Annotated in this window: 23 protein-coding genes; 20 read left to right on the forward strand and 3 right to left on the reverse strand. The window is 51.7% G+C overall.

The window, feature by feature from the left end:
• The first annotated feature begins 7 nt into the window (after positions 1-7).
• The 6 genes from MHI45_RS19375 (at position 8) to MHI45_RS19400 (ending at position 5956) form a co-directional block, all read left to right on the forward strand.
• The gene (locus MHI45_RS19375; protein ID WP_038584594.1) at positions 8-1129 is read left to right on the forward strand and encodes an ABC transporter ATP-binding protein; all 1122 of its coding nucleotides are present in this window, start codon (positions 8-10) and stop codon (positions 1127-1129) included.
• A 300-nt stretch (positions 1130-1429) separates the two neighbouring features.
• Positions 1430-2368, forward strand: a complete 939-nt coding sequence (gene hprK, locus MHI45_RS19380; RefSeq protein WP_038584597.1) for an HPr(Ser) kinase/phosphatase — start codon at positions 1430-1432, stop codon at positions 2366-2368.
• Between the two features lie 12 nt (positions 2369-2380).
• Entirely contained in the window at positions 2381-3412 is a 1032-nt protein-coding gene (gene lgt / locus MHI45_RS19385; RefSeq protein ID WP_076113259.1) for a prolipoprotein diacylglyceryl transferase, read from the forward strand.
• 7 nt (positions 3413-3419) lie between these two features.
• Positions 3420-4073 carry a pyrophosphatase PpaX gene (gene ppaX / locus MHI45_RS19390; RefSeq protein ID WP_076113258.1) on the forward strand — a complete coding sequence of 218 codons (654 nt, stop codon included), beginning with the start codon at positions 3420-3422 and terminating at the stop codon, positions 4071-4073.
• The gene (locus tag MHI45_RS19395) at positions 4070-4588 is read left to right on the forward strand and encodes an acyltransferase (RefSeq protein WP_179091832.1); all 519 of its coding nucleotides are present in this window, start codon (positions 4070-4072) and stop codon (positions 4586-4588) included. Before ppaX ends, MHI45_RS19395 begins: the two co-directional genes overlap by 4 nt.
• 168 nt (positions 4589-4756) lie before the next feature.
• On the forward strand, positions 4757-5956 hold the full coding sequence (locus MHI45_RS19400; protein WP_076113257.1) for an acyltransferase: 1200 nt from the start codon (positions 4757-4759) through the stop codon (positions 5954-5956).
• Positions 5957-6056: 100 nt separating this feature from the next.
• On the opposite strand, the gene MHI45_RS19405 is transcribed toward MHI45_RS19400, so the two are convergent.
• The 3 genes from MHI45_RS19405 to gntK form a co-directional block, all read right to left on the reverse strand.
• Complete coding sequence (locus MHI45_RS19405) at positions 6057-7496, reverse strand: copper amine oxidase N-terminal domain-containing protein (protein ID WP_076113256.1); 1440 nt, start codon at positions 7494-7496, stop codon at positions 6057-6059.
• Between the two features lie 36 nt (positions 7497-7532).
• Positions 7533-8921, reverse strand: coding sequence for an MBOAT family O-acyltransferase (locus MHI45_RS19410; RefSeq protein ID WP_076113255.1), 1389 nt, complete (start codon positions 8919-8921; stop codon positions 7533-7535).
• Between the two features lie 275 nt (positions 8922-9196).
• Positions 9197-10726 (reverse strand): gluconokinase, encoded by a 1530-nt coding sequence (gntK, locus tag MHI45_RS19415; RefSeq protein WP_439823188.1) that lies wholly within the window; start codon positions 10724-10726, stop codon positions 9197-9199.
• A 299-nt stretch (positions 10727-11025) separates the two neighbouring features.
• Here gntK and MHI45_RS19420 point away from each other — a divergent pair, with 299 nt between their 5' ends.
• The 14 genes from MHI45_RS19420 (at position 11026) to MHI45_RS19485 (ending at position 24623) form a co-directional block, all read left to right on the forward strand.
• Positions 11026-12243, forward strand: coding sequence for an ATP phosphoribosyltransferase regulatory subunit (locus MHI45_RS19420; RefSeq protein ID WP_076113262.1), 1218 nt, complete (start codon positions 11026-11028; stop codon positions 12241-12243).
• A 59-nt stretch (positions 12244-12302) separates the two neighbouring features.
• The gene (gene hisG, locus MHI45_RS19425; protein WP_076113261.1) at positions 12303-12947 is read left to right on the forward strand and encodes an ATP phosphoribosyltransferase; all 645 of its coding nucleotides are present in this window, start codon (positions 12303-12305) and stop codon (positions 12945-12947) included.
• Positions 12948-12980: 33 nt separating this feature from the next.
• Positions 12981-14288, forward strand: coding sequence for a histidinol dehydrogenase (hisD, locus tag MHI45_RS19430; protein WP_076113253.1), 1308 nt, complete (start codon positions 12981-12983; stop codon positions 14286-14288).
• Positions 14278-14889 carry an imidazoleglycerol-phosphate dehydratase HisB gene (gene hisB, locus MHI45_RS19435; RefSeq protein ID WP_076113252.1) on the forward strand — a complete coding sequence of 204 codons (612 nt, stop codon included), beginning with the start codon at positions 14278-14280 and terminating at the stop codon, positions 14887-14889. The genes hisD and hisB overlap by 11 nt, the downstream gene beginning before the upstream one ends.
• Before the next feature lies 1 nt (position 14890).
• Positions 14891-15514, forward strand: coding sequence for an imidazole glycerol phosphate synthase subunit HisH (hisH, locus tag MHI45_RS19440; RefSeq protein ID WP_076113251.1), 624 nt, complete (start codon positions 14891-14893; stop codon positions 15512-15514).
• Positions 15515-15555: 41 nt separating this feature from the next.
• Positions 15556-16305, forward strand: coding sequence for a 1-(5-phosphoribosyl)-5-[(5-phosphoribosylamino)methylideneamino]imidazole-4-carboxamide isomerase (gene hisA / locus MHI45_RS19445; RefSeq protein WP_076113250.1), 750 nt, complete (start codon positions 15556-15558; stop codon positions 16303-16305).
• Positions 16306-16379: 74 nt separating this feature from the next.
• A complete protein-coding gene (gene hisF / locus MHI45_RS19450) occupies positions 16380-17138 on the forward strand; it encodes an imidazole glycerol phosphate synthase subunit HisF (protein WP_038584629.1) in 759 nt (252 codons plus the stop codon).
• A complete protein-coding gene (hisIE, locus tag MHI45_RS19455; protein ID WP_076113249.1) occupies positions 17135-17866 on the forward strand; it encodes a bifunctional phosphoribosyl-AMP cyclohydrolase/phosphoribosyl-ATP diphosphatase HisIE in 732 nt (243 codons plus the stop codon). The genes hisF and hisIE overlap by 4 nt, the downstream gene beginning before the upstream one ends.
• Before the next feature lie 13 nt (positions 17867-17879).
• On the forward strand, positions 17880-18707 hold the full coding sequence (hisJ, locus tag MHI45_RS19460; RefSeq protein WP_076113248.1) for a histidinol-phosphatase HisJ: 828 nt from the start codon (positions 17880-17882) through the stop codon (positions 18705-18707).
• A 23-nt stretch (positions 18708-18730) separates the two neighbouring features.
• Positions 18731-19681 carry a ribose-phosphate diphosphokinase gene (locus MHI45_RS19465; RefSeq protein WP_038584636.1) on the forward strand — a complete coding sequence of 317 codons (951 nt, stop codon included), beginning with the start codon at positions 18731-18733 and terminating at the stop codon, positions 19679-19681.
• 351 nt (positions 19682-20032) lie between these two features.
• A complete protein-coding gene (locus MHI45_RS19470; RefSeq protein ID WP_076113247.1) occupies positions 20033-21775 on the forward strand; it encodes a tetratricopeptide repeat protein in 1743 nt (580 codons plus the stop codon).
• Between the two features lie 160 nt (positions 21776-21935).
• Positions 21936-22889, forward strand: a complete 954-nt coding sequence (gene trxB, locus MHI45_RS19475) for a thioredoxin-disulfide reductase (protein WP_038584642.1) — start codon at positions 21936-21938, stop codon at positions 22887-22889.
• A 204-nt stretch (positions 22890-23093) separates the two neighbouring features.
• Positions 23094-23321, forward strand: a complete 228-nt coding sequence (locus MHI45_RS19480) for a DUF1858 domain-containing protein (protein WP_038584645.1) — start codon at positions 23094-23096, stop codon at positions 23319-23321.
• A 42-nt stretch (positions 23322-23363) separates the two neighbouring features.
• The gene (locus MHI45_RS19485; protein WP_076113246.1) at positions 23364-24623 is read left to right on the forward strand and encodes a DUF438 domain-containing protein; all 1260 of its coding nucleotides are present in this window, start codon (positions 23364-23366) and stop codon (positions 24621-24623) included.
• Positions 24624-24806: the final 183 nt, after the last annotated feature.

The raw sequence follows: 24806 nt of genomic DNA on the forward strand, positions 1-24806 counted from the left end.
AAATACAATGGCAGGCGTACGTTTAGAGCATATTTTCAAAAAATACCCGGGTTCCGATAAAGCAACAGTAATCGACATCAATCTTGATATTAAAGATAAGGAATTCCTCGTACTGGTTGGACCTTCCGGTTGTGGTAAATCCACTACCCTGCGTATGATCGCTGGTCTGGAAGAAATCTCCGAAGGTAAAATGTACATTGGCGACCGTGTAGTCAATGACGTTGCTCCTAAAGACCGCGATATCGCGATGGTATTCCAATCCTACGCCCTGTACCCGCATATGAGCGTGTACCAAAACATGGCTTTCGGTTTGAAACTGCGTAAAGTGAAGAAAGAAGAAATCGACAAGAAAGTTCGCGAAGCTGCGAAAATTCTCGATATCGAGCACTTGCTTGAGCGTAAACCTAAAGCACTGTCCGGTGGTCAACGCCAACGTGTCGCTCTAGGCCGCGCTATCGTCCGTGATCCGCAAGTCTTCTTGATGGATGAGCCACTTTCCAACTTGGATGCTAAACTTCGTGGTCAAATGCGTGCTGAAATCACTAAACTGGTTAAACGCCTTGAAACCACTTGTATCTACGTAACGCATGACCAGACAGAAGCTATGACGATGGGTGACCGTATCGTAGTTATGTATGATGGTATCATTCAACAGGCAGCTTCTCCTGAAGAACTGTACAATGAGCCTACCAACCTGTTCGTAGCCGGATTTATTGGTTCCCCAACTATGAACTTTATCAATGGTACTCTGTCCGATGTTGGCGGCGCTGTTCGCTTCCGCGCTGAGAACCTTGACGTTGAAGTTCCAGGAGGCAAAGCTACAATCCTGCGCAGCAAAGGCTATATCGGCAAAGAAGTGATCATGGGCGTTCGTCCAGAAGATATCCATGAAGAACCAGTATTCCTGGAAGCTTCCCCGAACACAATCTTCACTTCGCTGGTAGATGTTACGGAAAACCTTGGTCATGAAATGCTCCTTTACTTGAGCGGTCTGGGCAGCAACACTGTAATTGCCCGTGTAGATGGACGTTCCACTACCCGTGAAGGCAGCAAGCCTAAATTGGCAATTGACATGAACAAAATCCACATCTTTGATAAAGAATCCGAACTTAACGTATTGTTGGGCTAAGATAGAAATATCTTCCCTTTTAAAGAAAGCCGCCTGAAAGGGCGGCTTTTTTGTCTTCTTGGAGCCTTCCGCTAATGACCTCCTAAGCTATAGGAATAGATGGGCAGAATATAAGCAGGTTTGGGTTCAACTCCTTATATATCAATGGATCTAAGGGCAAGGTAGCAGGTATTAAGATTGCATTAAAGGGGATTATCAATTAAGATAGCAGGAGAATTACCTACGGATGGAATGGAAAGAGTTGTTAACCAAATGTAGGAAAGCGGACATAACCGTTAGGTGACGAAAGGACGGACATACATGGCTAAGAAGGTAAAAGTATCGGAATTGGTACAGCATTTTCAATTAGAGGTTGTTTCCGGGCATGAAGGTCTGAAGAGACCGATTACAGTGGATGACTTGAATCGGCCCGGTCTGGAAATAGCAGGTTATTTCGAATATTATCCGGAAGAACGGGTACAGCTGCTGGGCAAGACAGAGCTGGCCTTCTTTTCTATGCTTTCGGAGGAAGAGCGCAAGAGCCGGATTCGCGGGATCTGTAAGGATAATACACCTTGTATTGTCATTACAAGAGCATTGGATGTGCCGCAGGAGCTGATTGACATAAGCAATGAAAAAGGGCTTCCGGTATTGCGCAGCTCGATGGCTACAACGATTTTTTCCAGTAGACTGACCAGCTTCCTTGAAGGCAGACTTGCACCTACAGCAACCATTCATGGCGTTCTCTGCGATGTATACGGTGTAGGCATGCTGATTACAGGCAGCAGCGGCATTGGTAAAAGTGAAACGGCACTTGAGCTCGTTAAACGCGGACATCGCTTGATCGCGGACGATGCCGTGGAAATCCGCCAGACCTCCGACAACCAGCTGCATGGTACGGCACCGGAGCTGATCCGCCATTTGCTCGAAATCCGCGGCGTCGGAATTATAAATGTAATGACTCTCTTTGGTGCAGGCGCAATCCGCAATCATAAGCGTATTACGCTGGTGGTTCGGCTGGAAGCCTGGCAGCAGGACAAGCAATATGACCGGCTTGGTCTGGATGAAGAAACAACACGGATTATCGATACGGACGTTCCCCTCGTAACGATTCCGGTACGGCCAGGACGAAATCTTGCCGTTATTATTGAGGTTGCGGCCATGAACTACCGCTTGAAGCAAATGGGCTTTAACGCGGCTCTGCAGTTTACCAATAAACTTACAGCTACCATATCTGAAGACATGGATGATCTGGACTAGGAGTGTGAGAGCATGTTTTTTTCATTAGCGATTAATCCCATTGTATTCTCCATCGGTTCACTACCCGTTCACTGGTATGGTTTGATCCTGGGATTCGGCGCACTTGCCGGATTATTCCTCGCGATTCAGGAAGGCAAACGGTTTAATATTTCCCAGGAATTCTTTATGGATATGCTGCTGCTTGGAGTGCCGTCGGCGATCATTGGCGCGCGGATATATTTTGTAGCTTTTAAATGGGAGGACTATAAGGATAACTTTATAGATGTCTTCAAAATATGGAATGGCGGGATTGCCATTTATGGAGCCTTGATCGGGGCCATTATTTGCGCCATTATCTATTTCCGCTATAAAGGGTACCCATTCTGGCGTGTTGTGGATATTTGCGCGCCTGGACTGCTGGCCGGACAAATGATTGGCCGATGGGGTAACTTTATCAATCAAGAGGCTTATGGTGGGGTTGTTGAGGAGTCGTTCCTGCGCGATAAGCTGCATTTGCCTGACTTTATCGTCAATCAAATGTATATAGAAAATGCGTTCCATCATCCAACCTTCCTGTACGAATCTCTGTGGAGCTTGCTGGGTATTCTACTCCTTATGGTGCTGCGCCGCCAAAGGTTTGTCCGTGCGGGTGAAATCTTCTTATCCTACTTTATCTGGTATTCAATCGGCCGTTTCTTCATTGAAGCTTTGCGTACCGACAGCTTGGGCTTTAACGGCAGCAGCGGTGTAGCTTCATTCGTCAACGGCCTGTGGAGCCCGATGAAATGGATGGGCTTTGAACAAGGGTACTTTGATCCTGCCTATGGAAATATCCGTATCTCGCAGCTGCTCGCTTTGCTGATTATCGTGGCTGCCGTAGTACTTATTATTGTGCGCCGGGTAACCGGTCAATCTAAGGCTCATTATTCCGATCCTATTGTCAGCACCAAGCCGGTCGCGGCAGATTCTGTGGTCCCGGAGAATGCAGTCAATACACCGCAAAAAGCCCCGCAGGCGGCAACGCCTGACAAGGTCAAGTCTGAGGATGCGGAACCGAAGGAGTAGTAACCCGATGATAGAATGCGTTCTTTTTGATCTGGACGGAACGATTGTGAATACCAATGAACTGATTATTGGCTCTTTCATGCATGCGCTGAAGGAGAACAATCTTCCGTCTCTGACCCGGGAGCAGATTATCCCCCATATGGGAACAACACTTCATCAGCAGCTGAACGCGTTCTCCGGCCTTGAGGATACCAGCGTATTGGAGAAGTCCTACCGTTCTTACAACTACGCGCATCACGATGAGCTGATTGGTTCTTTTCCGCGTGTGAATGAAACGATGGAAGAGCTGTCGCGGCGCGGGATTAGAATGGGGATTGTAACGACGAAGATTCGTCCGACTACGCTCAAGGCACTGGAGATGTTCGATCTGCTGAAGTATATGGAAACTATAGTAACGGTTACTGATGTGACACAGCCTAAACCGCATCCGGAGCCGGTGCTGACAGCGATCCGCAACTTAGATGTTGACCCGCACCATACCTTGATGGTAGGCGACAGCATTGTAGATATCCAATCGGCCAAAGCGGCCGGTGTGCCTGTAGCAGCTGTAGCCTGGTCACTTAAAGGGGAAGAGACGCTTCGTAAATATGAGCCGGATTATATTATCCACGACATGACGGATTTATATGAGATAGTCCGGCAAGGGACGAGGGAATCGTGAGAAACCTAACCCGCTATCCGGTGGAGGGGCATAATTCACTCTGGTACATTTACCGTACAGTTAGCCCATGGAAGGGCGTCCGTAATTTTATTTTTATCCAAATTGCCCGGTATTGCCCCATTCTTCCGCTCAAGAACTGGATTTATCGCCGGATCCTTGGTATGAAGGTGGGTAAACATACGGCATTTGGACTGATGGCAATGGTGGATGTATTTTTTCCGGAGAAAATTACAGTCGGCGAAAACTCCATCATCGGCTATAACACCACCATTTTGGCTCATGAGTACCTGATTAAAGAGTATCGGCTTGGTGAAGTCATTATTGGTGAAAATGTTCTAATTGGCGCTAATACAACCATTCTCCCCGGTGTAACGATTGGAGATGGCGCGGTTGTGGCGGCCGGTTCGGTTGTGCACAAGCATGTGGCGGCCGGATCGTTTGTCGGAGGCAATCCGCTGCGGGAGCTGCGCCCGGGGGATTCATCAGACCGGTTAGACCGTACAGAAGACCTATAGTTAGAAACAAACCGCTTACGTATTTTACTTGTCCAGGATGCATTATGATGTCTTTTGGGTATAGTTACGTAAGGCGGTTTTTTTCGTTATAGAGGAGCAGCAACAGCTAAAGTTTGCAGGCACCGTCTCTCTTTGCATAGTTAATTTGAAGGAGATGAGAGATTTAAAGTGAATTCCATCAAAAAGGAAAGACTGCCCCAGTTGGATATTTTCCGGGCTTTGGCCATACTTGGTGTACTGCATGTACATGCCACATCGTTCGCAGCAGGAGAGCAGGCACTTCAATCGCCTTATTATGTTTGGATCAACGGGGTCAATATTTTTTTTAGATTCGGGACTCCCTGTTTTATTTTTCTTAGCAGTTTTGTACTGTTCTATAATTACTACGGCCGTCCGGTTACCCGCGGGCTGATGCTTAACTTTTATCGCCGGAGACTAACGTATATCCTTTTGCCTTATCTGCTGGCCTCCATCGGATATCATCTAATGGTTCTCTACATAAACGGTCAATTGCTTGATGATCCGTTAACGAATCTATCCTCCTTTATGTACGCCCTCATTACAGGCTCTGCCTACACTCATTTATACTTCGTATTTATCAGCATTCAGTTCTATTTGGTCTTTCCGCTGATCCTGCAACTGATGCAGAAATCAAAAACAATGGTCACCTGGGCTATACCGTTCGGTCTCATCATCCAGTGGGCTTTTGTATTCCTGAATAAATATCAGCTGCAACTTGTGGATAAGGCCAGCTATGCTCCAACGTATATGGCTTATTACATGATGGGGGCTTATCTAGCGATTCATTTTGACAAAATCAAGCCTTGGCTGGAACGGCCCTTCAAAGAGTGGTCCAACAAACAAACAGGAGAGACCCTAGTGCTCTGGGGCAGTTGGCTCGCTGCGTCCTTCATTCAGATTCATCTATGGTATCAAGGCCGGCATTTTGGCCATTGGGTCAACTCGCTGTGGTACGAGCTGCTCTGGAATGCTCACTCCATGCTTTCGGCGCTTGTACTGCTTCATGCCACCTTCCTGATATATCGCACAGCTTCCCGCGGGGTTAATGCCTTTATGACTAGGCTTGGGGAAATCTCCTTTGCTGTGTATCTGCTCCATCCGCTCATTCTGGTGCTGTACCGCCGGTTCCGGTATAACATTCCATTGGACTCCTTGGCCTATGTATTATTCGTACATGGAGGGCTTATAGTGGCTCTGGGGATAAGCTGGGTGGTAGTTCAGATCTCGTTCCGCCAAATCCGGTGGTCTTGGATCGCATTCGGAAGTGTTCCCCGCTCGCTTGCACCTCAACCTAAGCGGGAGCCGGAAGCAGTGTTAACTTTAGATAATAGCCACGGAAAGGCTTAGCCAGTGTTGAAACAGCAAAAAGCCATCGGCATGAAGAATGCCAATGGCTTGATGTTCCCGGTTATGAGGCACTAAGATCGAACAGTTACGGGTGTATGCCTTATTTCCCAAATGTGATATCAACTTCAAGCAGCTTGTCTTTCTCCTGCCCCAAAGTGACTGAACCTCCGAACAAGGCTGGAATGGACTCCAGTGGAGCGGCCATGATCCCGATCTTGTTCTCAACGGGGGCAGCCAGCTTGACGGTTTGTCCATCGAGCAGGGCTTCGTCCGAACCTACAGTCAGTTCCGCAACGCTGTCTCCTTTGGCGAGAGTAATCAATTTCTTATCGATATCATAATCGAAGGCGATCCCCAGCATCTGCGCATAGAGCTTGAGAGGAGCCATAATGACGTCTCCTGTCGTTGGCGGAAGGAAACCGAAGCTCTGCGGCTCGCCGTTCAGAGAGAGATCTATGGAATAGACTGTGCCCTCCTCTGTATTGACGACTACATTCTCGGCCTGCCGCTTCAGCAGTTGGATCCCCTCTTCCAGGTTATCTGCTGTGACCAGATGGGTTCCTTTAGAGATTCCATCCACAATTATAGAATTAACAGCGCCGGAGTGATGGGACAGATCCTTGTAAAGATCAAGGTCATAGGTGATGTCGCTGTCTGTCTGGAATTCATAAATACTAACATTGGAATAGGAATTAAGCTTATCAAACATATAACGTTTCATTTCCAGCTGGTTGCCGTAACGTTCCGGGTTGGTCATATACCAAACCTGCTGCCGCAGAATCGAATACGGCGGATAGTAGAAATAAAACTTCGTTTCCGGATGGGCCTCGACTATGCTGAGCACATTCTCATCAAAGGTTTGCTTAACCGATTCCAGCGGGTCCTCGTTGTTGCCATAAGCGACCTCATTGTTTCGTGCCGACTTCCAGTTCTTAATGACTAAATCGCGTCCGTAGGTAACCGCTTTGTCCCAGTTGTACAGGCGTTCAAGCGAAGACAGCTGCAGGTTCGCCCGTCCCTCTGACTTACTCAAAGCTGTAAGCGCCGACTTAATATTAGACTCATTGAAGACATATTTGTAATCGTTAAGCGGATTGCTGTCGTACAGATATGCGGGGAATTCTTCATTCCCGGTTGCATTGTTATTGCGGAAGGCGAAATAATCAATTCCCCATAATACTTGTTTGACCTGGCCTGTTTTGAAGGCTACCTTTGCAGTCTGATACTGCTCTCCGATGGTCGAGCCTTCAATGGACAATTTAAGAACGTCGCCCTTCAACTTCTCGCCTACATCAGAGGGGAGAAAATTCTCCGTCATGGAGCTGCCGAGAACGATGGTATCATATTTGTAGTTACGGGCTAGCCCGGGATTCTGGTATCGTTCCTGCCAGGAGAGTTTAGGAGTATAGAAGCTGGCCTTGCGGTAGAACTGCAAGGGATCGACCACATAACTAAAGGCACCGATCAGAACAGCGAACACGACAACCATAGTTATAAATTGAAATATGAATTTTTTGTATTTCGTTTTTTTATGCCTCAATTCAATAAATCTCCTTTATCAGTTGAAATGGCCGGATCAGAAGCTGAAATAGAGAAACTCGCTGACTTTGTTGAAATAGACGACAGCAATACAGAACAAAGCTGCGGCAAAAACGGCAGTTTTCCAGCCCGGCTTGAATCCTTCCAGCATCTGCATAGAGTTGCGGCATAGCACAGCAACAATCATGAAGACAGCCAGTCCCAATACAATCGTCTTGTCCAATGAAGCGATGCCGATTCCGTTAAGGCCGACCATTCCTTTCAACACCTTGATGGCATTGTCCCAACTGGTTGCCCGGAAGAAAACCCAGGTCAGATTAATAAATTGGAAAGTGATAAACCAAGCTACCCATTTCGGCAGTTTGATGTTGGCTTTTTGCCAAATCCGGTGGATGAACTGGGCAAATCCATGCATGAATCCCCAGAAGACAAAGGTCCAGCCCGCCCCGTGCCAGAGACCGCCGATGAGCATGGTCAGCATGGAGTTGATATGGGTGCGGGTAGTTCCTTTACGGCTGCCGCCCAGAGGGAAATAGATATACTCCCGCAGGAAGCGGCTTAAGGTCATATGCCAGCGGCGCCAGAAATCCTGAATGTTCAAGGATTTGTATGGTGAATTAAAGTTGATGGGCAAAATGATATTAAACAGCAGGGCAACACCAATCGCCATGTCCGAATACCCGCTGAAATCATAATAGAGCTGAAGGGTGTAGGAAAGTGAGGTTGTCCAGGCTTGAATAAAATTCAACTGGGACAACACATCAAATCCATTGCTGGCTACGGGTGCAAATGAATCGGCGATAACGACTTTCTTAAATAACCCAATGCTCAGCAGAAAAAGGCCTTTGGCCACGTTGCTGTAATCAAAACGTTTGCCCCGCAAACGGTCGAACTGCGGCATCATCTCCTTATGATGGAGAATCGGACCTGCAATCAGATGCGGATAAAAGGTTACAAACAATACATAGCTGATCACATTATATTCTTTTGCCTTACCGCGATAAGCGTCGACCAGGTAAGCGATCTGTGTAAAGGTGAAAAAGCTGATTCCGAGCGGAAGCACGATCTTGAGCAATGGAACATCTGTATCGAACAGAGCGTTGACATTGCCGATGAAGAAATCGGCATATTTATAATAGATAAGCAGCAGCAGATTCATGATGATGGCGAAAGCCAAAGCTAGTTTGCGCTTTCGTTCCGTGGCATTCTGCATATGGGAGATGGTTCTGCCCATAAAATAGTTGAAGGCGATGGAACCCAGCAGCAGCGGAAGGTAGCGTACATCCCACCAGCAGTAGAAGAACAGGGAACTAAGCGCTAGCCAAAGCTTGCTGGCGTAGAGCAAACGAAAGCGATTTAATAGAAAATAAACTATCACAGTAACCGGCATGAAAATAAATATAAATTCGTAAGAGTTAAACAGCACTTCTTCAAACACCTCTTCATAATTTTCGACTTCAAATAGCTGGTTTATGGCCCTAAGTTTCAATATACTAAAAAAACGTCTAGCGGGTAAGTCCTTACACGGCAAATAATAAGAAATAATCCTGAAAATTGACAAAAAACGATGTGCGGCAAATATTCCATATTTTAGTTTTTTTGTCAAGTGCCATACGGCGAGCCGATACCAGGGAGATGTATTCAAAGATATGGGAGTGCCGAATGTATATCATCTTGCCGGTATCATCAGCCAGTGCTCCTTTATTCCCCCGACTGTTCACGCTGAAACCCGGCGATGGCCTCATATTGACTTTCCAGACTCCGGAAGACGGAAATATAGATAGGCAGCAACTGCTTGTACACATTGGCATGCTCATGGATCGGCTGATGTTGATGGGTGGAGCCGATCATTCCGAATACGTGATCAAGGGAGTCGATGCGCCGGATAGCATAAAGACCAAGCACAACTGCGCCAAGGCAGGAACTCTCGAAGCTTTCCGGAACGACAACCTCCTGATCGAAAATATCGGCCATCATCTGCCGCCACAGGGCAGAGCGGGCGAAGCCGCCGGTGGCGAGAATCTTGCTCGGGCGGCCAATGCGCTCCTCCATGGCCAGCAGCACGGTGTACATATTGAAAATGACCCCTTCCAGCACTGAACGGATCATATGCTCCTTGTGATGATTCATCGTCAGGCCAAAGAAGGAGCCCCTGGCATCCGGATTCCATAGCGGTGCGCGTTCTCCAGTCAGGTAGGGATGAAAGAGCAATCCGCCGCTGCCGGGAGGCACCTGTTCGGCAATGCGTGTCAGCACTTCATAGGGATCAATGCCGAGGCGTTTGGCAGTCTCCACCTCGGAGGCGGCAAATTCATCACGTACCCAGCGGAACAGCATGCCGCCGTTATTCACCGGACCGCCGATGACCCAGTGTTTCTCTGTCAGGGCATAGCAGAAGATTCGTCCTTTGGGATCGGTAAGCGGACGATCCACTACGGTGCGGATCGCTCCACTGGTTCCGATCGTGGCAGCGATAACGCCAGGCTGTATGGCACCTACCCCAAGATTGGAGAGGACCCCGTCGCTGGCGCCGACAATAAATGGAGTAGAGGAGAGCAGGCCGAGTTCTGCTGCAAGCCCCGGGAGCAGCCCCTGCATGATATGGGTGGTAGGGACAGGGTTCGAAAGGCGCTCCCTGGTAATGCCGGCAATGCTCAGCGCCTCTTCATCCCAATCCAGCTTCTCCAGGTTGAACATGCCTGTAGAGGAAGCGATGGAATGGTCGATCACATATTCTCCGAACAGTTTGGCGAAGATGTATTCTTTAATGGAAATGAATTTATAAGCCTGGCGAAAAAGCTCCGGCTGCTCTTCGCCAAGCCACATCAGCTTGGTGATCGGAGACATCGGATGAATAGGGGTTCCTGTACGCAAATATAATTCATGTCCCCCGAGTTCGTTCTTAAGGCGGGCAGCACAAGCAGCGCTGCGGTTATCCGCCCATGTGATGCAGGCGGTAAGGGCCTTGCCTGTATTGTCTACGGCAATGACACTATGCATGGCTGAACTGAAAGAAACAAACAGCACCGCTTCAGCGGGGACAGCACTGTCCCGCATCACCGCCGCAATGGTTTCGGTTACTGCATTCATAATTTGTTCCGAATCCTGCTCAGCCACAGATGGGGAGGGCTGGTGCAGCGGGTAACCCTGATTGGACTGTGCCGCGATTCGGCCATTTTCTTCGAAGAGGACTGCCTTAGTGCTGGTGGTTCCAATATCAACGCCGATCATATAGGATGTATTCAACGGTTAGTCCTTCTTTCTATTGGAAAATAGATACTTGGAACACTGGAAGCAGGGAATAAAGTACAATTATATAAGGTTATTATATTATCCGGTATACGCTGAGGCAAAATTCAGGTAAACCTCCGGCTGGTGCTTAAGATATTATGTCTATGGTGTAAGGTTTTATTGACGCAAAAGGATGGATCATGATACGATGTTGCAAATGCTTTACTTTGCTACCACTTTACCATAGTAAAGTGAACGATATATAACTTGCATGATATCTGATGAGGTGACTAATGAAGATGTCCAAACCTAAGGGATTCGAGAAGCCGGCTGGTGTGCGCGACTATCTCCCGCGTGCAGTAACGAAGCTGCGCAAGATTGAGAACGACGTGCTCCACTGCATGAGCCGCTGGGGATACCAGCAGATGATTACACCCACACTTGAATATTACGATACGGTCGGCGTGGCTAGTTCCACATCAGACCAGAAGCTTTATAAATTGCTTAACAACCGTGGTCAGGCCCTGGTGCTGCGTTCCGAAATGACTGCGCCGGTTGCGCGTGTGGTTTCATCGTTATTGAAGGATGAGCCACTTCCGCTCCGCCTTTCTTATCATGCCAATGTATTTCGGGCAATCGAAGAGGAAGCCGGCCGGGAAGCGGAGTTTTTCCAGACTGGTGTGGAGCTTGTAGGTGATGATTCGCCTGAGGCGGATGCCGAGGTCGTGGCGCTGGCCATTTCGTCGCTGCAGGCAGCGGGCGTCAAGTCTTTCAAAATCGCGATGGGACATGTCGGATTCCTGGACGGACTCTTCCAAGAGGCGGTCGCCGGACTGCCGGAAGCCCAGGAGGAGCTGAAAAGCCATCTGCTGAACCGCGATTATGTCGCTTTCCGGGAAACCCTCCGGCGGCTGGATCTGAAGGAGGCCCAGAAGCGGGAGCTGGACGGGCTGCTGCGGCTGCGCGGCGGTAAGGAAATCTGCGGGCAGGCCCTGGAGCTCAGCAGCCATCCGCTGGCCCGGACCTCTATTGAGCATCTGTGCAAGGTGTGGGAGGTGCTGGTCTCTTACGGAGTTTCGCAGCATGTGCTGATTGATCTGACGATGATCGGAGATTTCTCTTATTATACAGGGATGACCTTTGAGGGATATGCCTCCGAGCTGGGGTTCCCGGTATGCAGCGGCGGGCGGTATAATAATCTGCTTCAGCAGTTTGGGCGCCCGATTCCTTCGACCGGGTTCTCACTCAAAACGAACCGGATTCTGGACGGAGTATCCGGCATGCCGGAAGAGGCGGAGCTGCCGGTATTGATCCAGTACGATGCGCTGCGGCGGACCGAAGGGCTGGAAGAAGCCGCGCGGCTGCGCGCACAAGGCCGGATTGTTGTAACCAAGCTGGCAGCGGGGCCGGAAGAGCTGAAGACGGTGAAGCGGCTTGACACAGAGACGGTGGAAGCCGACGGCGAGCAGTATGGTGAAATCTATACATTTGTGTCTTTTGTCAGCGAACACGGCTAAGCGTGAGAGAACAGAAATGAACAATTTGCAGAGGGAAATGGAAACGGAGGCTAATGATGATGGCGCAGATACTGAAGGTAGCTATGCCGAAAGGCCGAATATACACTAAAGCGGCAGAGTTGTTCCGCCAAGCGGGACTGCCGATTCCGCCGGATGGCGAAGAGTCGCGCAAGCTGGTGATCTCACTGCCTGAGGCGGGCATGGAGTTTATTCTGGCCAAGCCGGTTGATGTGCCTACCTATGTTGAATATGGTGTGGCGGATATTGGCATCGTGGGCAAGGATGTGCTGCTGGAGGAAGAACGCGACGTGTATGAGCTGCTTGATCTGGGCATTGCACGCTGCCGGATGTCCATTATCGGGCTGCCGAACTGGCAGCCAGGGATTCAGCAGCGGGTAGCGACGAAATACCCGAATGTAGCTTCGCGGTATTTCCGTGAGCAGGGCCAGCAGGTGGAGGTCGTTAAGCTGAACGGCTCGATTGAGCTTGCTCCGCTGATTGGCCTTGCCGACCGTATTGTCGATATGGTGGAGACCGGGCAAACCCTTAAGGATAACGGACTGGTGGAAATGAAGAGCATCTTCGAAATCACAAGCCGGCTGGTTGCGAACCGTGTAAGCTACCGGATGAAGAATGAGCAGATCCAGCAGCTATGCGACCGTCTGCAGGCAGTTATCGCAGAACCGGGGCTTCAGTTAAAATAAAATGAGTATGGATGTTCAAAGGGGGAACGAGCGGTGAAGGTCCAATCGATCAGGGAATTTAATCTGCAGCGTGAAGTGGAATACGGAACGCCGGAGCAGAACAAGGCCGTGAAGCAAATCGTAGCCGACATCAAACAGGAGGGCGACGCTGCGCTGCTCCGCTATACGGAGCAGTTTGACGGGGCGGCGCTGACACCGGCGCAGCTGCGGGTAACCGCAGAAGAGCTCCAGGCGGCCTATAGCCGGGTTGAGGAATCGTTCGTAACCGCGATTCGTGCGGCTGCGGTCAATATCCGGGCGTTTCACGCCCGTCAGAAACGCAGCTCCTGGATGGATCTGCAGCCGGACGGTACGATCCTCGGCCAGATCATCCGCCCGCTGAAGCGGGTGGGCGTTTATGTTCCCGGCGGCAAGGCGGCGTATCCGTCCTCGGTGCTGATGAACGTGATTCCGGCCCAGATTGCCGGAGTGCCGGAGATCGTGATGGTCACACCGCCGTCGACCGGCGGCAAGGACGGCATCGATCCTTACATCCTCGTTGCTGCGGCGGAAGCCGGTGTGAGCGAGGTCTACCGCGTGGGCGGCGCGCAGGCGATCGCTGCACTCGCCTTCGGCACGGAATCTATCGCGCCGGTCGATAAAATCTGCGGCCCCGGCAACATCTACGTTGCCCTGGCCAAGCGCGAGGTCTACGGCGCTGTCGATATCGACAGCATCGCCGGACCCAGCGAAATCGTCGTGCTCGCCGACGAAACCGCAGAGCCGGCCTACATCGCGGCTGATCTGCTCTCACAGGCCGAGCATGACGAGATGGCCTCGGCCATCCTCGTGACGCCGTCGCAGAGCCTCGGAGAGGCCGTGGCGGCCGAGGTGGAGCGGCAGCTTCAGGAGCTGCCGCGCGAGGCCATCGCCCGCGCCTCAGTGGAGAGCTACGGCGCAATCATCGTCGTAGACTCGATGAAGGAAGGCATCTCCGTAGTGAACCGGCTGGCGCCGGAGCATCTGGAGATTGTCGTCGAAGATCCCATGGGCCTGCTAGGCAGCATCGAGAATGCCGGAGCAATTTTCCTGGGACCGTACAGCTCGGAACCGGTCGGCGATTATTTTGCCGGACCGAATCATATTATACCGACCAATGGCACCGCGCGGTTCTCTTCGCCGGTTGATGTGGATGATTTCATCAAGAAATCAAGCCTGATTTATTACAGCAAGGAAGCGCTGCTGCGTGATGGAGCAACCATCATCGAGTTGGCCAGACGCGAAGGGCTGGAAGGTCATGCACGGGCGATAGAGATCAGGCTGGAGAATGAAGCGAAGGGCGGAGAAGAACATGGAGAATAACAATAACGAACAGGCTGTTCGCAAAGCAGGTCTTAGCCGTAAAACAAACGAAACGGATATCACACTGTCCCTGGCTGTGGATGGAAGCGGCATTGCCGAGCTGGAGACCGATGTGCCTTTTCTGAACCATATGCTCGATTTATTCACGAAGCACGGCCAATTTGACCTTTCTCTGGAGGGCCGGGGGGATATTGATATTGACGACCACCACACGGTGGAGGATATCGGCATCTGTCTGGGACAGGCACTCCGCGAGGCACTGGGTGACAAAAAAGGCATCAAGCGTTATGCGAGTGTGTTCATTCCCATGGATGAAGCGCTGGCCCAGGTAGTCATCGACATCAGCAACCGGCCGCATTTTGAATACCGGGCGGCTTATCCGTCGCAGCAGGTGGGCAGCTTCTCTACGGAGCTGGTTCATGAGTTCCTCTGGAAATTCGCGCTGGAGGCCCGGATTACACTGCATGTGATAGTACACTACGGCTCCAATACTCATCATATGATTGAGGCGATATTCAAAGCGCTGGGACGGGCGCTGGACGAAGCAACGCAGATTGATCCGCGTGTAAAGGGTGTGCCATCTACGAAGGGAGTGCTGTAGCATGACCGTCGCTATCGTCGATTACGGCATGGGCAATTTGCACAGTGTCAGCAAGGCGGTGGAACGTCTCGGCTACGAGAGTCTTGTGACAGGCGATGCCAGGGAAATTCTTGCGGCAAGCAGTGTCATTCTGCCGGGCGTCGGTGCCTTTGGCGATGCGATGGAACAGCTGCGGAGCAGCGGGCTCGATCTTGTGGTCAAGGAGGCCGCCGCCGGGGAACAGCCGGTGCTTGGCATTTGTCTGGGCATGCAGCTGCTGTTCAGCAGCAGCGTGGAACACGGCGAGCACGAAGGGCTGGACATCCTGCCGGGATCGGTGGTGCGGTTCGCGCCCCGTGACGGCTATAAGGTGCCGCATATGGGCTGGAACAAGCTGAGCTTCCGGCAGCCGCAGAGCCCGCTGCTTGAGGGACTGGAAGAGGGGCATGTATATTTTGTCCATTCCTATCATGCAGTGGTTGGACAGGAGAACGATTTGCTTGCCGTAACCGATTACGGGCATCCGGTCACGGCGGTGGTCGGGCGGGACCATGTCTTCGGCATGCAGTTCCATCCGGAAAAGAGCGGAGAGCTTGGCATGAAGCTGCTGGGGAATTTTCTAAAGCTTAAGGGAGAGCGGGCGTAAGTCCGCTATAAATATATTGTAATGAAAGCGGGGAGCGCCACATGTCTTCATTTATCGTGTATCCGGCGATTGATATCCGGGATGGAAAGTGTGTAAGACTGCAGCAGGGTGATTACGCTCAGGAAACGATCTATAATGACAGTCCGGTGCAGGTCGCTAAATCATGGGAAGAGCAGGGAGGCCAGTTCATTCATCTCGTGGATCTGGACGGCGCGAAGGCCGGGCATCCGGTTAATGATACCATCATCGGTGCCATTGCCAAAAACGCAGGTGTGCCCGTCCAGGTGGGCGGCGGACTCCGTAGTCTTGCTGATGTGGAGAAGCTGCTCGGTCTTGGAGTCAGCCGCGTCATTATCGGGACGGCGGCCATCAATGACCATGCCTTTACGGAGGCTGTGCTGGCCAAATACGGCGATAAGGTAGCTATCGGTATTGATGCCCGGAATGGCTACGTAGCTACCCATGGCTGGCTGAACACCTCCGAGGTGCGCGCTGAGGATCTGGCTAAGGAGCTGGCAGCCAAAGGCGCAGAGACGTTTATCTACACGGATATCTCCCGTGACGGGATGATGCAGGGCCCGAATATCGAGGGAATCGTGGCCATGGCTGCTGCCAGCGGCAAAACCGTCATCGCCTCCGGCGGAGTTACGAGCCTTGACGATCTGCTGCGCCTGAGCGTACATAGCGGCAGCGGAATCGGTGGAGCGATTGTAGGCAAAGCGCTGTACACCGGCAACATCAAGCTTCCCGAGGCGCTGCAGGCGCTGGGACGTCCAGCCGGACAGCTGTAATATAGGGCGGAAAATTTGATCGAAGAGAATTCGAGGCGGATGCCCTCAGAACCCTTTGAAGGAGGGACTTCATAATGTTAGCCAAACGTATCATCCCCTGTCTGGATGTGAAAGACGGGCGGGTAGTCAAAGGCGTTAATTTTGTCAATCTGCGCGATGCCGGAGACCCGGTGGAGCTGGCGGCGCTGTATGACCGTGAAGGTGCGGATGAACTGGTGTTCCTGGACATTTCCGCCTCGGTGGAAGGACGGGCGACCATGGTTGAAGTGGTCCGGCAGACGGCTGGCGAGATTGCCATTCCCTTCACTGTTGGCGGGGGGATTTCCACTCCCGACGATATGAAGCGGATCCTGCGCGCGGGCGCTGATAAAATCGGCATCAACACGGCAGCGGTCAACAATCCGCAGCTTATTCTGGAAGGGGCCCGCCGCTTTGGCTCCCAGTGTATTGTGGTGGCGATGGATGCCAAATATAATGAGGCTTGGGGCGAATGGGAAGTGTACACGCATGGCGGGCGCAAGCCTACCGGCATCCGTGCGCTGGCCTGGGCCAAGGAGGCCGAGAAGCTGGGCGCCGGTGAAATACTGCTCACGAGTATGGATGCGGACGGGACCAAGGACGGCTTTGATTTGAAGCTGACCGCAGCGGTCTGCGATCTGCTCAGCATCCCCGTAATTGCCTCAGGCGGTGCGGGCAAGATTGAGCACTTTTATGATGTATTTACCGAAGGCAAAGCCGATGCGGGACTTGCGGCGACCATTTTTCACTATAAAGAGATCGCGATTCATGATTTGAAGACAGAACTGAAGCAAAAAGGGGTAGAGATCCGATGAGCCAAGAACAAGAGAATAGAACCCTGAACCAACAAGAAGCGATCGAGGGCATCCGCTGGAATGAATCCGGTCTGCTCCCTGCTGTGGTGCAGGATGCCGGCACTTTGGAAGTATTGATGTTTGCCTATATGAATCCGGAGTCGCTGCGGCTCTCGCTGGAGAGCGGCCAGACCTGGTTCTGGAGCCGTTCACGCAGTGAATTGTGGCATAAAGGGGGAACCTCGGGCAATACCCAGGCCATTACCTCGATCCATTATGATTGCGACAGCGATACGCTGCTCGTAAAGGTTATACCGGAGGGACCCGCCTGTCATACCGGTGAAACCTCTTGCTTCTTCCGTGAGATTCCACTGAATGCTTCGGCAGCAGCAGCGGCACCAGTCGCTAAGGCAGCTGAGACAGAGCCTTCTGCAAACCTTGCAGGGAGCGGGCGTTTTGCTGTATTGGGTGAACTGGAGCGGGTCATTGCCGAGCGGGAAGCCGAACGTCCGGAGGGTGCTTATACGACCTATCTATTTGACAAAGGTGTCGACAAGATTCTGAAAAAAGTAGGGGAAGAGGCTTCGGAAACGATTATCGCCGCCAAAAATAAAGACAACGCCGAGCTGCGCCTTGAGGTCAGCGACCTGATCTATCACCTGCTGGTGCTGCTCCAGGAGCGCAAGCTTCCGTTCGATGAGATTCTGGAGGAACTGAGCGCCCGCCACGAACGGCCGCGCCGGGACTAAGGGGGCTTTCCGCATGCATATCGATTACCATACCCATCATGAACGCTGCGGCCATGCGGTAGGGAAGCTGGAGGAGTACGTGCAGCGCGGCATAGCGCTGGGGCTTGAGCAGCTTGGGTTATCCGACCATTTGCCGCTCATTCATGTCAATCCGGAGACCTATTATCCTGAAATGGCCATGCCGCTTGCCGAGCTTCCGCGTTATGTGGAGGAATGCCTGACGCTGAAGGAGCGCTACCGCGGTAAAATTGAGCTGCGGGTGGGGCTGGAAGCCGATTATATCGAAGGCTATGAAGAACAGATTCGCGAGCTTTTGTCGCCCTATCCTTGGGATTATCTGATTGGTTCGGTTCATTTTCTCGGGGAGTGGGATATTACGGATCACCGGCAGACCCATGGCTGGGAAGGCAAAGATGTAATGGAGGTATACCGCAGGTATTATGATGCTGTGCGGAAGTCGGCGTTATCGGGATTATATGATATTATAGGACATATGGATGTAATCAAACGATTCGGCTATGGTCCGCAGACACCGGAAGGTAAAGCTGAGGTCAGGGAGCTGGAGCTGGATGCGCTGAAAGCAATTGCAAGCAGCGGCATAGCCATGGAGCTGAATGCTTCCGGGCTGAGCAAGCCCTGCGCGGAGATGTTCCCGGCAGAGCATGTGCTGCAGCAAGCGCTGGCACTCGGTATTCCGCTTACCCTGGGCTCGGACGCCCATGATCCGGCAAAGCTGGGAGACGGCTTGCAGGAGGCGCGCAGTTCGCTGTGGCGCACTGGTTTCCGCGAGCTGGCGGTATTCGAAGGACGCCGCCGTACATCCGTTCAGTTTGAACTATAAATTATGATCCCCAGGAGGGTACTATGCATCATCATCAATTGCGTATTTTTTCCGGTTCGTCGAATCCGAAGCTGGCCGCAGATATTGCGGAGCGTCTGGGCGCCCCGCTGGGCCAGATTAAGCTGACCCGCTTCAAGAGCGGCGAGATTTATGTGCATTATGAAGAGAGCATCCGGAACTGTGACGTATTTTTGGTGCAATCCCTCGCACACCCGATCAATGAGCTGTTCGTTGAGCTGCTTGTCATGATTGATGCCGCCAAACGGGCATCGGCAAGAACTGTGAATATCATTGTGCCTTATTACGGATACGCCCGGCAGGAGCGTAAATCTGCTCCACGTGAGCCGATTTCGGCCAAGATGGTCGCGGATGTGCTTACGACTGCAGGAGCGACCCGTGTCATTACCATCGACCTGCATGCAGCGGCTATACAAGGATTCTTCAATATTCCGGTCGATCATCTGACGGCGCTTGATCTGATCAGCGGGTATCTGAAGGTGAAGGGACTTTCCGATCTTGTGGTAGTTTCGCCGGATGCCGGGCGCGCTTCCATGGCGGAGAAGCTGGCCAGCCGGCTGGATTCACCGTTCGCGATTATGATCAAGAAACGTCCGGCCCATAACGAATCGGTAATCACGCATGTTATCGGCGATGTTGAAGGACGAACACCGATTATTATTGAGGATCTGATCGATACGGGCACGACGATTGTGAATGTGGTGGAAGGCCTGAAGGAGCGGGGAGCCAAGAACAGCATCATATGCGCAACTCACGGTTTATTCTCCGGTGACGCGCTTGTACGCATGGATCATCCCAATATAGATGAAGTGGTAATCACGGATTCCATCGCGCTTCCGGATGACCATTCCAACCGCTTTAAAGTGTTGTCCGTTGCACCTATGCTGGCTGAGGCGACACGCATTATCATTGAAGGCGGTTCTATAGATAAGCTGTTCAGAGACGCGGGGATTTAATTTCCCGCGTTTTTTTGTAAATATAAGAATTTATATGTTTCACACGATAACTTATCCTTCTATTTCTCGCTGAAACGGTACCGTCCTTAAAAAGGACGGCAAAGCCGGTTCCACTTGTGATGTTCTCATTCATTCCTGTGAACCTCTCACGGCTGCAAGCTTTTTCCCTCCAAATGGTTTCCCTTGCGCTTGAGAATCTCCCTGCCACATGTGGTATACTATTTGGAGACAGTCGGGACCATAAATGGAAACGAAAGAACGCTTAAGATGGGAGCTCAGGGTGCCGGAAGGCGCCGCTCTCCTATTTTTCGTGAGGATAAGGAAGCTTACAAAGGGAGGTGCCTTGCTTCCATGATTGAGAGAACTTCAGAGAATGTTGCGGAAGGCAGTAATGTTATTTCCGTCACTCTGGATGCCAATTTTTTCTTTGAAAGAGCCGTACGGTCGCTGGACCGCTTTCAATATGATAAGGCATTAAAGAATTTTCGCAAAGCTGTTGAATATGAACCGGAAAACCCTGTGAATCATTGCAACATGGCGGGTATATTATCTGAGATGGGTGATTATGAAGCATCGAATGATATTTTGATCCATGTGCTGGAGAAGATTGACCCTGCAATGACGGAATGTCATTTCTATATGGCAAATAACTTTGCCAATATGGAAAGTTTTGAAGAGGCGGAGCGGTCGCTGGTCACTTATCTTGAGGAGGATGCCAGCGGCGAATATCTGGCAGAGTCCGAGGAACTGATGGAGCTGCTGCAATATGAGCTGAACCGTCCTGCCCCGCTGATCCGGATCCGCAGCCGTGAAGGCGTGGTCGAGCATGACCGGGCCCGCACGCTGCTGGAAGAGGGGAAGTTCCCGCAGGCAGTTAAGATGCTAGAGGAGATCACTAAGAATACGCCGGACTTTCTGGCGGCTCATAACAATCTTGCACTCGCCTACTTCTACATGGGCCGTTTTGCCAAAGCGAAGGAATGCCTGTCCGAGGTGCTGGAGCAGGATCCCGGCAACCTGCATGCGCTTTGCAATATGGCCATCTTCATGCAGTATGCAGGAGACAAGGAACAACTGGCAGTTTTGCTGCGTATGCTTGAGGCGACAGTGCCGTTTCATCAGGAGCATGTGTTCAAAATGGCCACAACGATGGGCATTCTGGGCAGACACAGAACAGCCTATGGCCATTTCCGCCGCCTGCTGAAGGATGAAGAGGTGGGCGGAGACGCCGGTCTCTATCATTATTGTGCAGCGGCCGCCAGCAACAGCAGCCTGTACAATGAAGCGTTGCGCTGCTGGAGACAGGCAGCCAAGCTGGATCCCGAATCGGCTGTGCCGGGCTTCTTCCTGTCACAGCTGCAGGGGGCGCAGGCCGAAGGCAGACCGATGCCTCTTGTCAGCTACAACTACCAGCTGCCATTTCAGGAGCAGCTCAAGCAGTGGCAGGGCAACACGGACAGCTTTACCGAGGAAATGCGGAACAATCCGCTGCTGCGCGCTTCGTTCTTCTGGGCGCTGCGTTATGGTGATGCCAACACGAGGCTGCAGGTGACCGAAGCGCTGCGCTGGATCGAGGACGAAGAGATGTCCGAGGTGCTGAACGGGCTTCTGGCGCAGGAGCCGCTGCAGGAAGATAAGCTGCAGGAAGCGGCACTGCTCAGCCTGCAGCGGCTGATCGGCAGCAGCCCGGATGCAAATGCTGCTCCCCAGGAGGAGCTCCCGCCGCTAAGCCATAAAGGGCCGCCGGAATGGAAAGAAGACTGGCAGCGGGTATTGGACCATACGGCATCAATGATGGACCGGCGGTATGATGCCATCCAGAAGAAGGACGCCGAGCTCCTATGGAAGCAGTTTGTTAGCGATTTGTATCCCGATGTGCCTTACTTCCGCCATACGGGAGGCTGGGCCGCAGCTCTGGAATATCTGACTGCCAAACTGCATGACCGGCCGATTACCTATCGCGAGGTGGCCCAGCATTATGGAGTTTCTGCCTCCATGGTAAGCCGGTATGCACGCCGTATCAGCAACGAATGTGATATTCCCGGGAGCTTGCCCGGGCAGGAGACCCTGCCCTCGTCAACGGAGAATATCTAGATACTTGCAACATGACTGCAAGGAAATATAAGCAAGGAAGTATAAAGTGAGTATTATACTGCATCCTTTATATTGTTCACCTGAAACGCATCTTGGCTTCCGAGAAGCCCTACAGCCGTTTCTTCCAAATAAATAACCCACTTGTAAGGAGGCCAAAGTGATGTACAAAACGATTGTAATCGGAACAGGCCCGGCCGGGCTGACTGCCGCGATTTATTTGGCGCGTGCCAACCTTAGCCCGCTCGTGATTGAAGGCTTGCAGCCGGGGGGACAACTGACAACGACGACAGAAGTGGAGAACTTTCCAGGCTTTCCTGAGGGAATCCTCGGTCCTGACCTGATGGATAACATGCGTAAGCAGGCGCAGCGCTTCGGTGCGGAATTCAAGAACGGCTGGGTGGAATCCGTGGATTTCTCGCAGCGCCCCTTTAAAGTAACTGTAGATGGACTAGGTGTGCTGGAGGCCGAAACAGTTATTATCTCGACGGGTGCCTCGGCCAGATATTTGGGCATCCCGGGTGAGCAGGAGAATGTAGGACGCGGGGTCAGCACTTGTGCAACCTGTGACGGCTTCTTTTTCCGCAACAAAAAGATTGTCGTGGTCGGCGGCGGCGATTCTGCAATGGAGGAAGCCAGCTTCCTAACCCGGTTTGCCTCCAGCGTAACCTTGGTTCACCGCCGTCCGGAGCTTCGTGCTTCGAAGATTATGCAGGACCGGGCGCGCGACAACAGCAAGGTAGCCTGGGCGCTTAACCGCACGCCGCTTGAAGTAACGGTCGGCGACGCCGGGGTTAAAGGGCTGACAGTGCGCAACAACGAGACAGGTCTTGAAGAACTGGTGGAAGCGGACGGTGTATTTGTAGCCATTGGACACACACCGAACACAGCATTCCTGGGCGGTCAGATTACTACCGATACCAATGGGTACATTGTGGTGAATCCGGGTACGACGGAAACGAATATTCCGGGTGTATTCGCTTGCGGCGATGTGCAGGATACACGTTACCGGCAGGCAATCTCCGCAGCGGGAACCGGTTGTATGGCGGCGATGGATGCCGAGAAGTTCCTGGAGGGCACCATGGTGCATGACTGGAGCGAAACGCTGGATAAATAAGTACAGATTCTTCTAAAATATCTTTTGAATAGGCAAGCCGGCTGGTCCCTCAATCAGGGACCAGCCGGCTTTTTCTTTTATCTTCAGAGATGTGCGGACTTTCGGATTGAACTTTTTTTCACTTAGTGATTGCAATCACTATTGCCCCCTATCGGCTATGCTAAGCTGTTGTTGAGAAGGATTCTCAGTAGGGAGAAGATGCATATGAACAAAGTGCTGAAGATGGATGAATCCATATTCGAGCTGGTGAGCCGGCATCCCGAGGTTGTGGACATTATGACAGAGCTGGGTTTCCAGGATATTGCCAAGCCGGGAATGCTGCAGACCGCAGGCCGTTTCATGACCTTGTCCAAAGGAATCAAACTGAAGAAAATGAATCCGGACGCCGTAAAGCTGACGTTTCAGCGCCATGGCTTCGAGATTCTTGAATAGAGATTATCTGCAAGACGATATGATAAAAGGAGCGGAATTCCAATGAGTGAACTGATTAACAACCGCGAAGTAGATGTGCCTGAGCAGACACGCCGCCAGGCGATGCTCAAAGAAATTATAAAGGAACTTCATGCCGGAAAAAGTGTGGAAGAGGTCAAAGCACGCTTCGCAGAAGCGGTAGGCGATGTTACGGTGGCGGAGATTTCCGCGATGGAGCATTCACTGATGACGGAGGAGGGTATTCCTGTAGCGGAGGTCCAGCGACTGTGTTCGGTGCATACGGCCATTTTCAAAGGCTCCATTGAGCAGATTCACCGTTCCTCGAAGCCGGAGGAGCAGCCTGGTCATCCCGTGCATACCTTCAAGCTGGAGAACCGCGAAATCGAACGTCTGGTCAACTTCCGCCTGGAGCTGCATGCCGGCAAATTTTTGAAGAATGCCAGTGAAGAAATCATCTTCAAGCTGCTGGAGGATCTCAGCCTGCTGCTGGATCTCGACAAGCATTACAGCCGCAAAGAGAACCTGTTGTTCCCTTATCTTGAGAAATACGGAATTTATGGCCCGACCAAGGTCATGTGGGGTGTGGACGACGGCATCCGCGCGATGATAAAAGAGGCTAAAGCTGCACTCAGCCAGTATAACGGCCAAGCCGAGGACATCGGAGTTATGCTTACGAACATCATCCAGGAAGTAAATGAGATGATCTTTAAGGAAGAAAATATTCTGCTGCCGATGGCGCTCGACAAGCTGACCGAAGATGAATGGGTCAAGATAGCCAGAGAAAGCGATGAGATCGGCTTCTGCCTGACTGCACCGGAGCAGGAGTGGATTCCTGAGCGTGCTGACGAACCGGAAGGAGCTGCAGTGCAGAGTGAAGCTGTAGGCGAAAGTCCGCAGGGCTTTATCCGTTTTGAGACGGGCCTGCTGTCGCTTCATCAACTGGAGACCGTACTGAACCATCTGCCGGTCGATATAACGTTCATTGATGAGAATGATGTAGTCCGCTATTTCTCACATGGCAAGGAACGGATTTTCGCCCGGACCAAAGCGGTTATAGGCCGCACGGTGCAGAACTGCCATCCGCCGCAAAGCGTTCATGTGGTCGAGAAATTACTGGAAGACTTTAAGGCAGGCCGCAAGGATGCTGAGGATTTCTGGATTGCGATTAAGGATAAATTTATCTACATCCGTTATTTCGCCGTCCGCGATGAAGCGGGCCGCTACATGGGTACGCTGGAGTTCACACAGAATATCGCACCGATTCGTGCGCTGGAGGGGCAAAAACGCATATTGTCAGAATAATGACAAGATTGATTTACTACACTTGTTCCTCGCCGGTTAACCCGGCAAATCTACCTGACTTCCCGCCCCTAAAGGCCGGGAAGTCTTTTTTGAATCCGCAAAAACCTGTTTTAGTTCTAATTAATCCCGGCTCTGCATTTCTTAACTATGCCATGTGTATTGTCCATGTGTCTTGCCTGGCCA

The sequence above is a fragment of the Paenibacillus sp. FSL H3-0321 genome (assembly GCF_038002865.1).
Lineage (GTDB): Bacteria > Bacillota > Bacilli > Paenibacillales > Paenibacillaceae > Paenibacillus_AQ.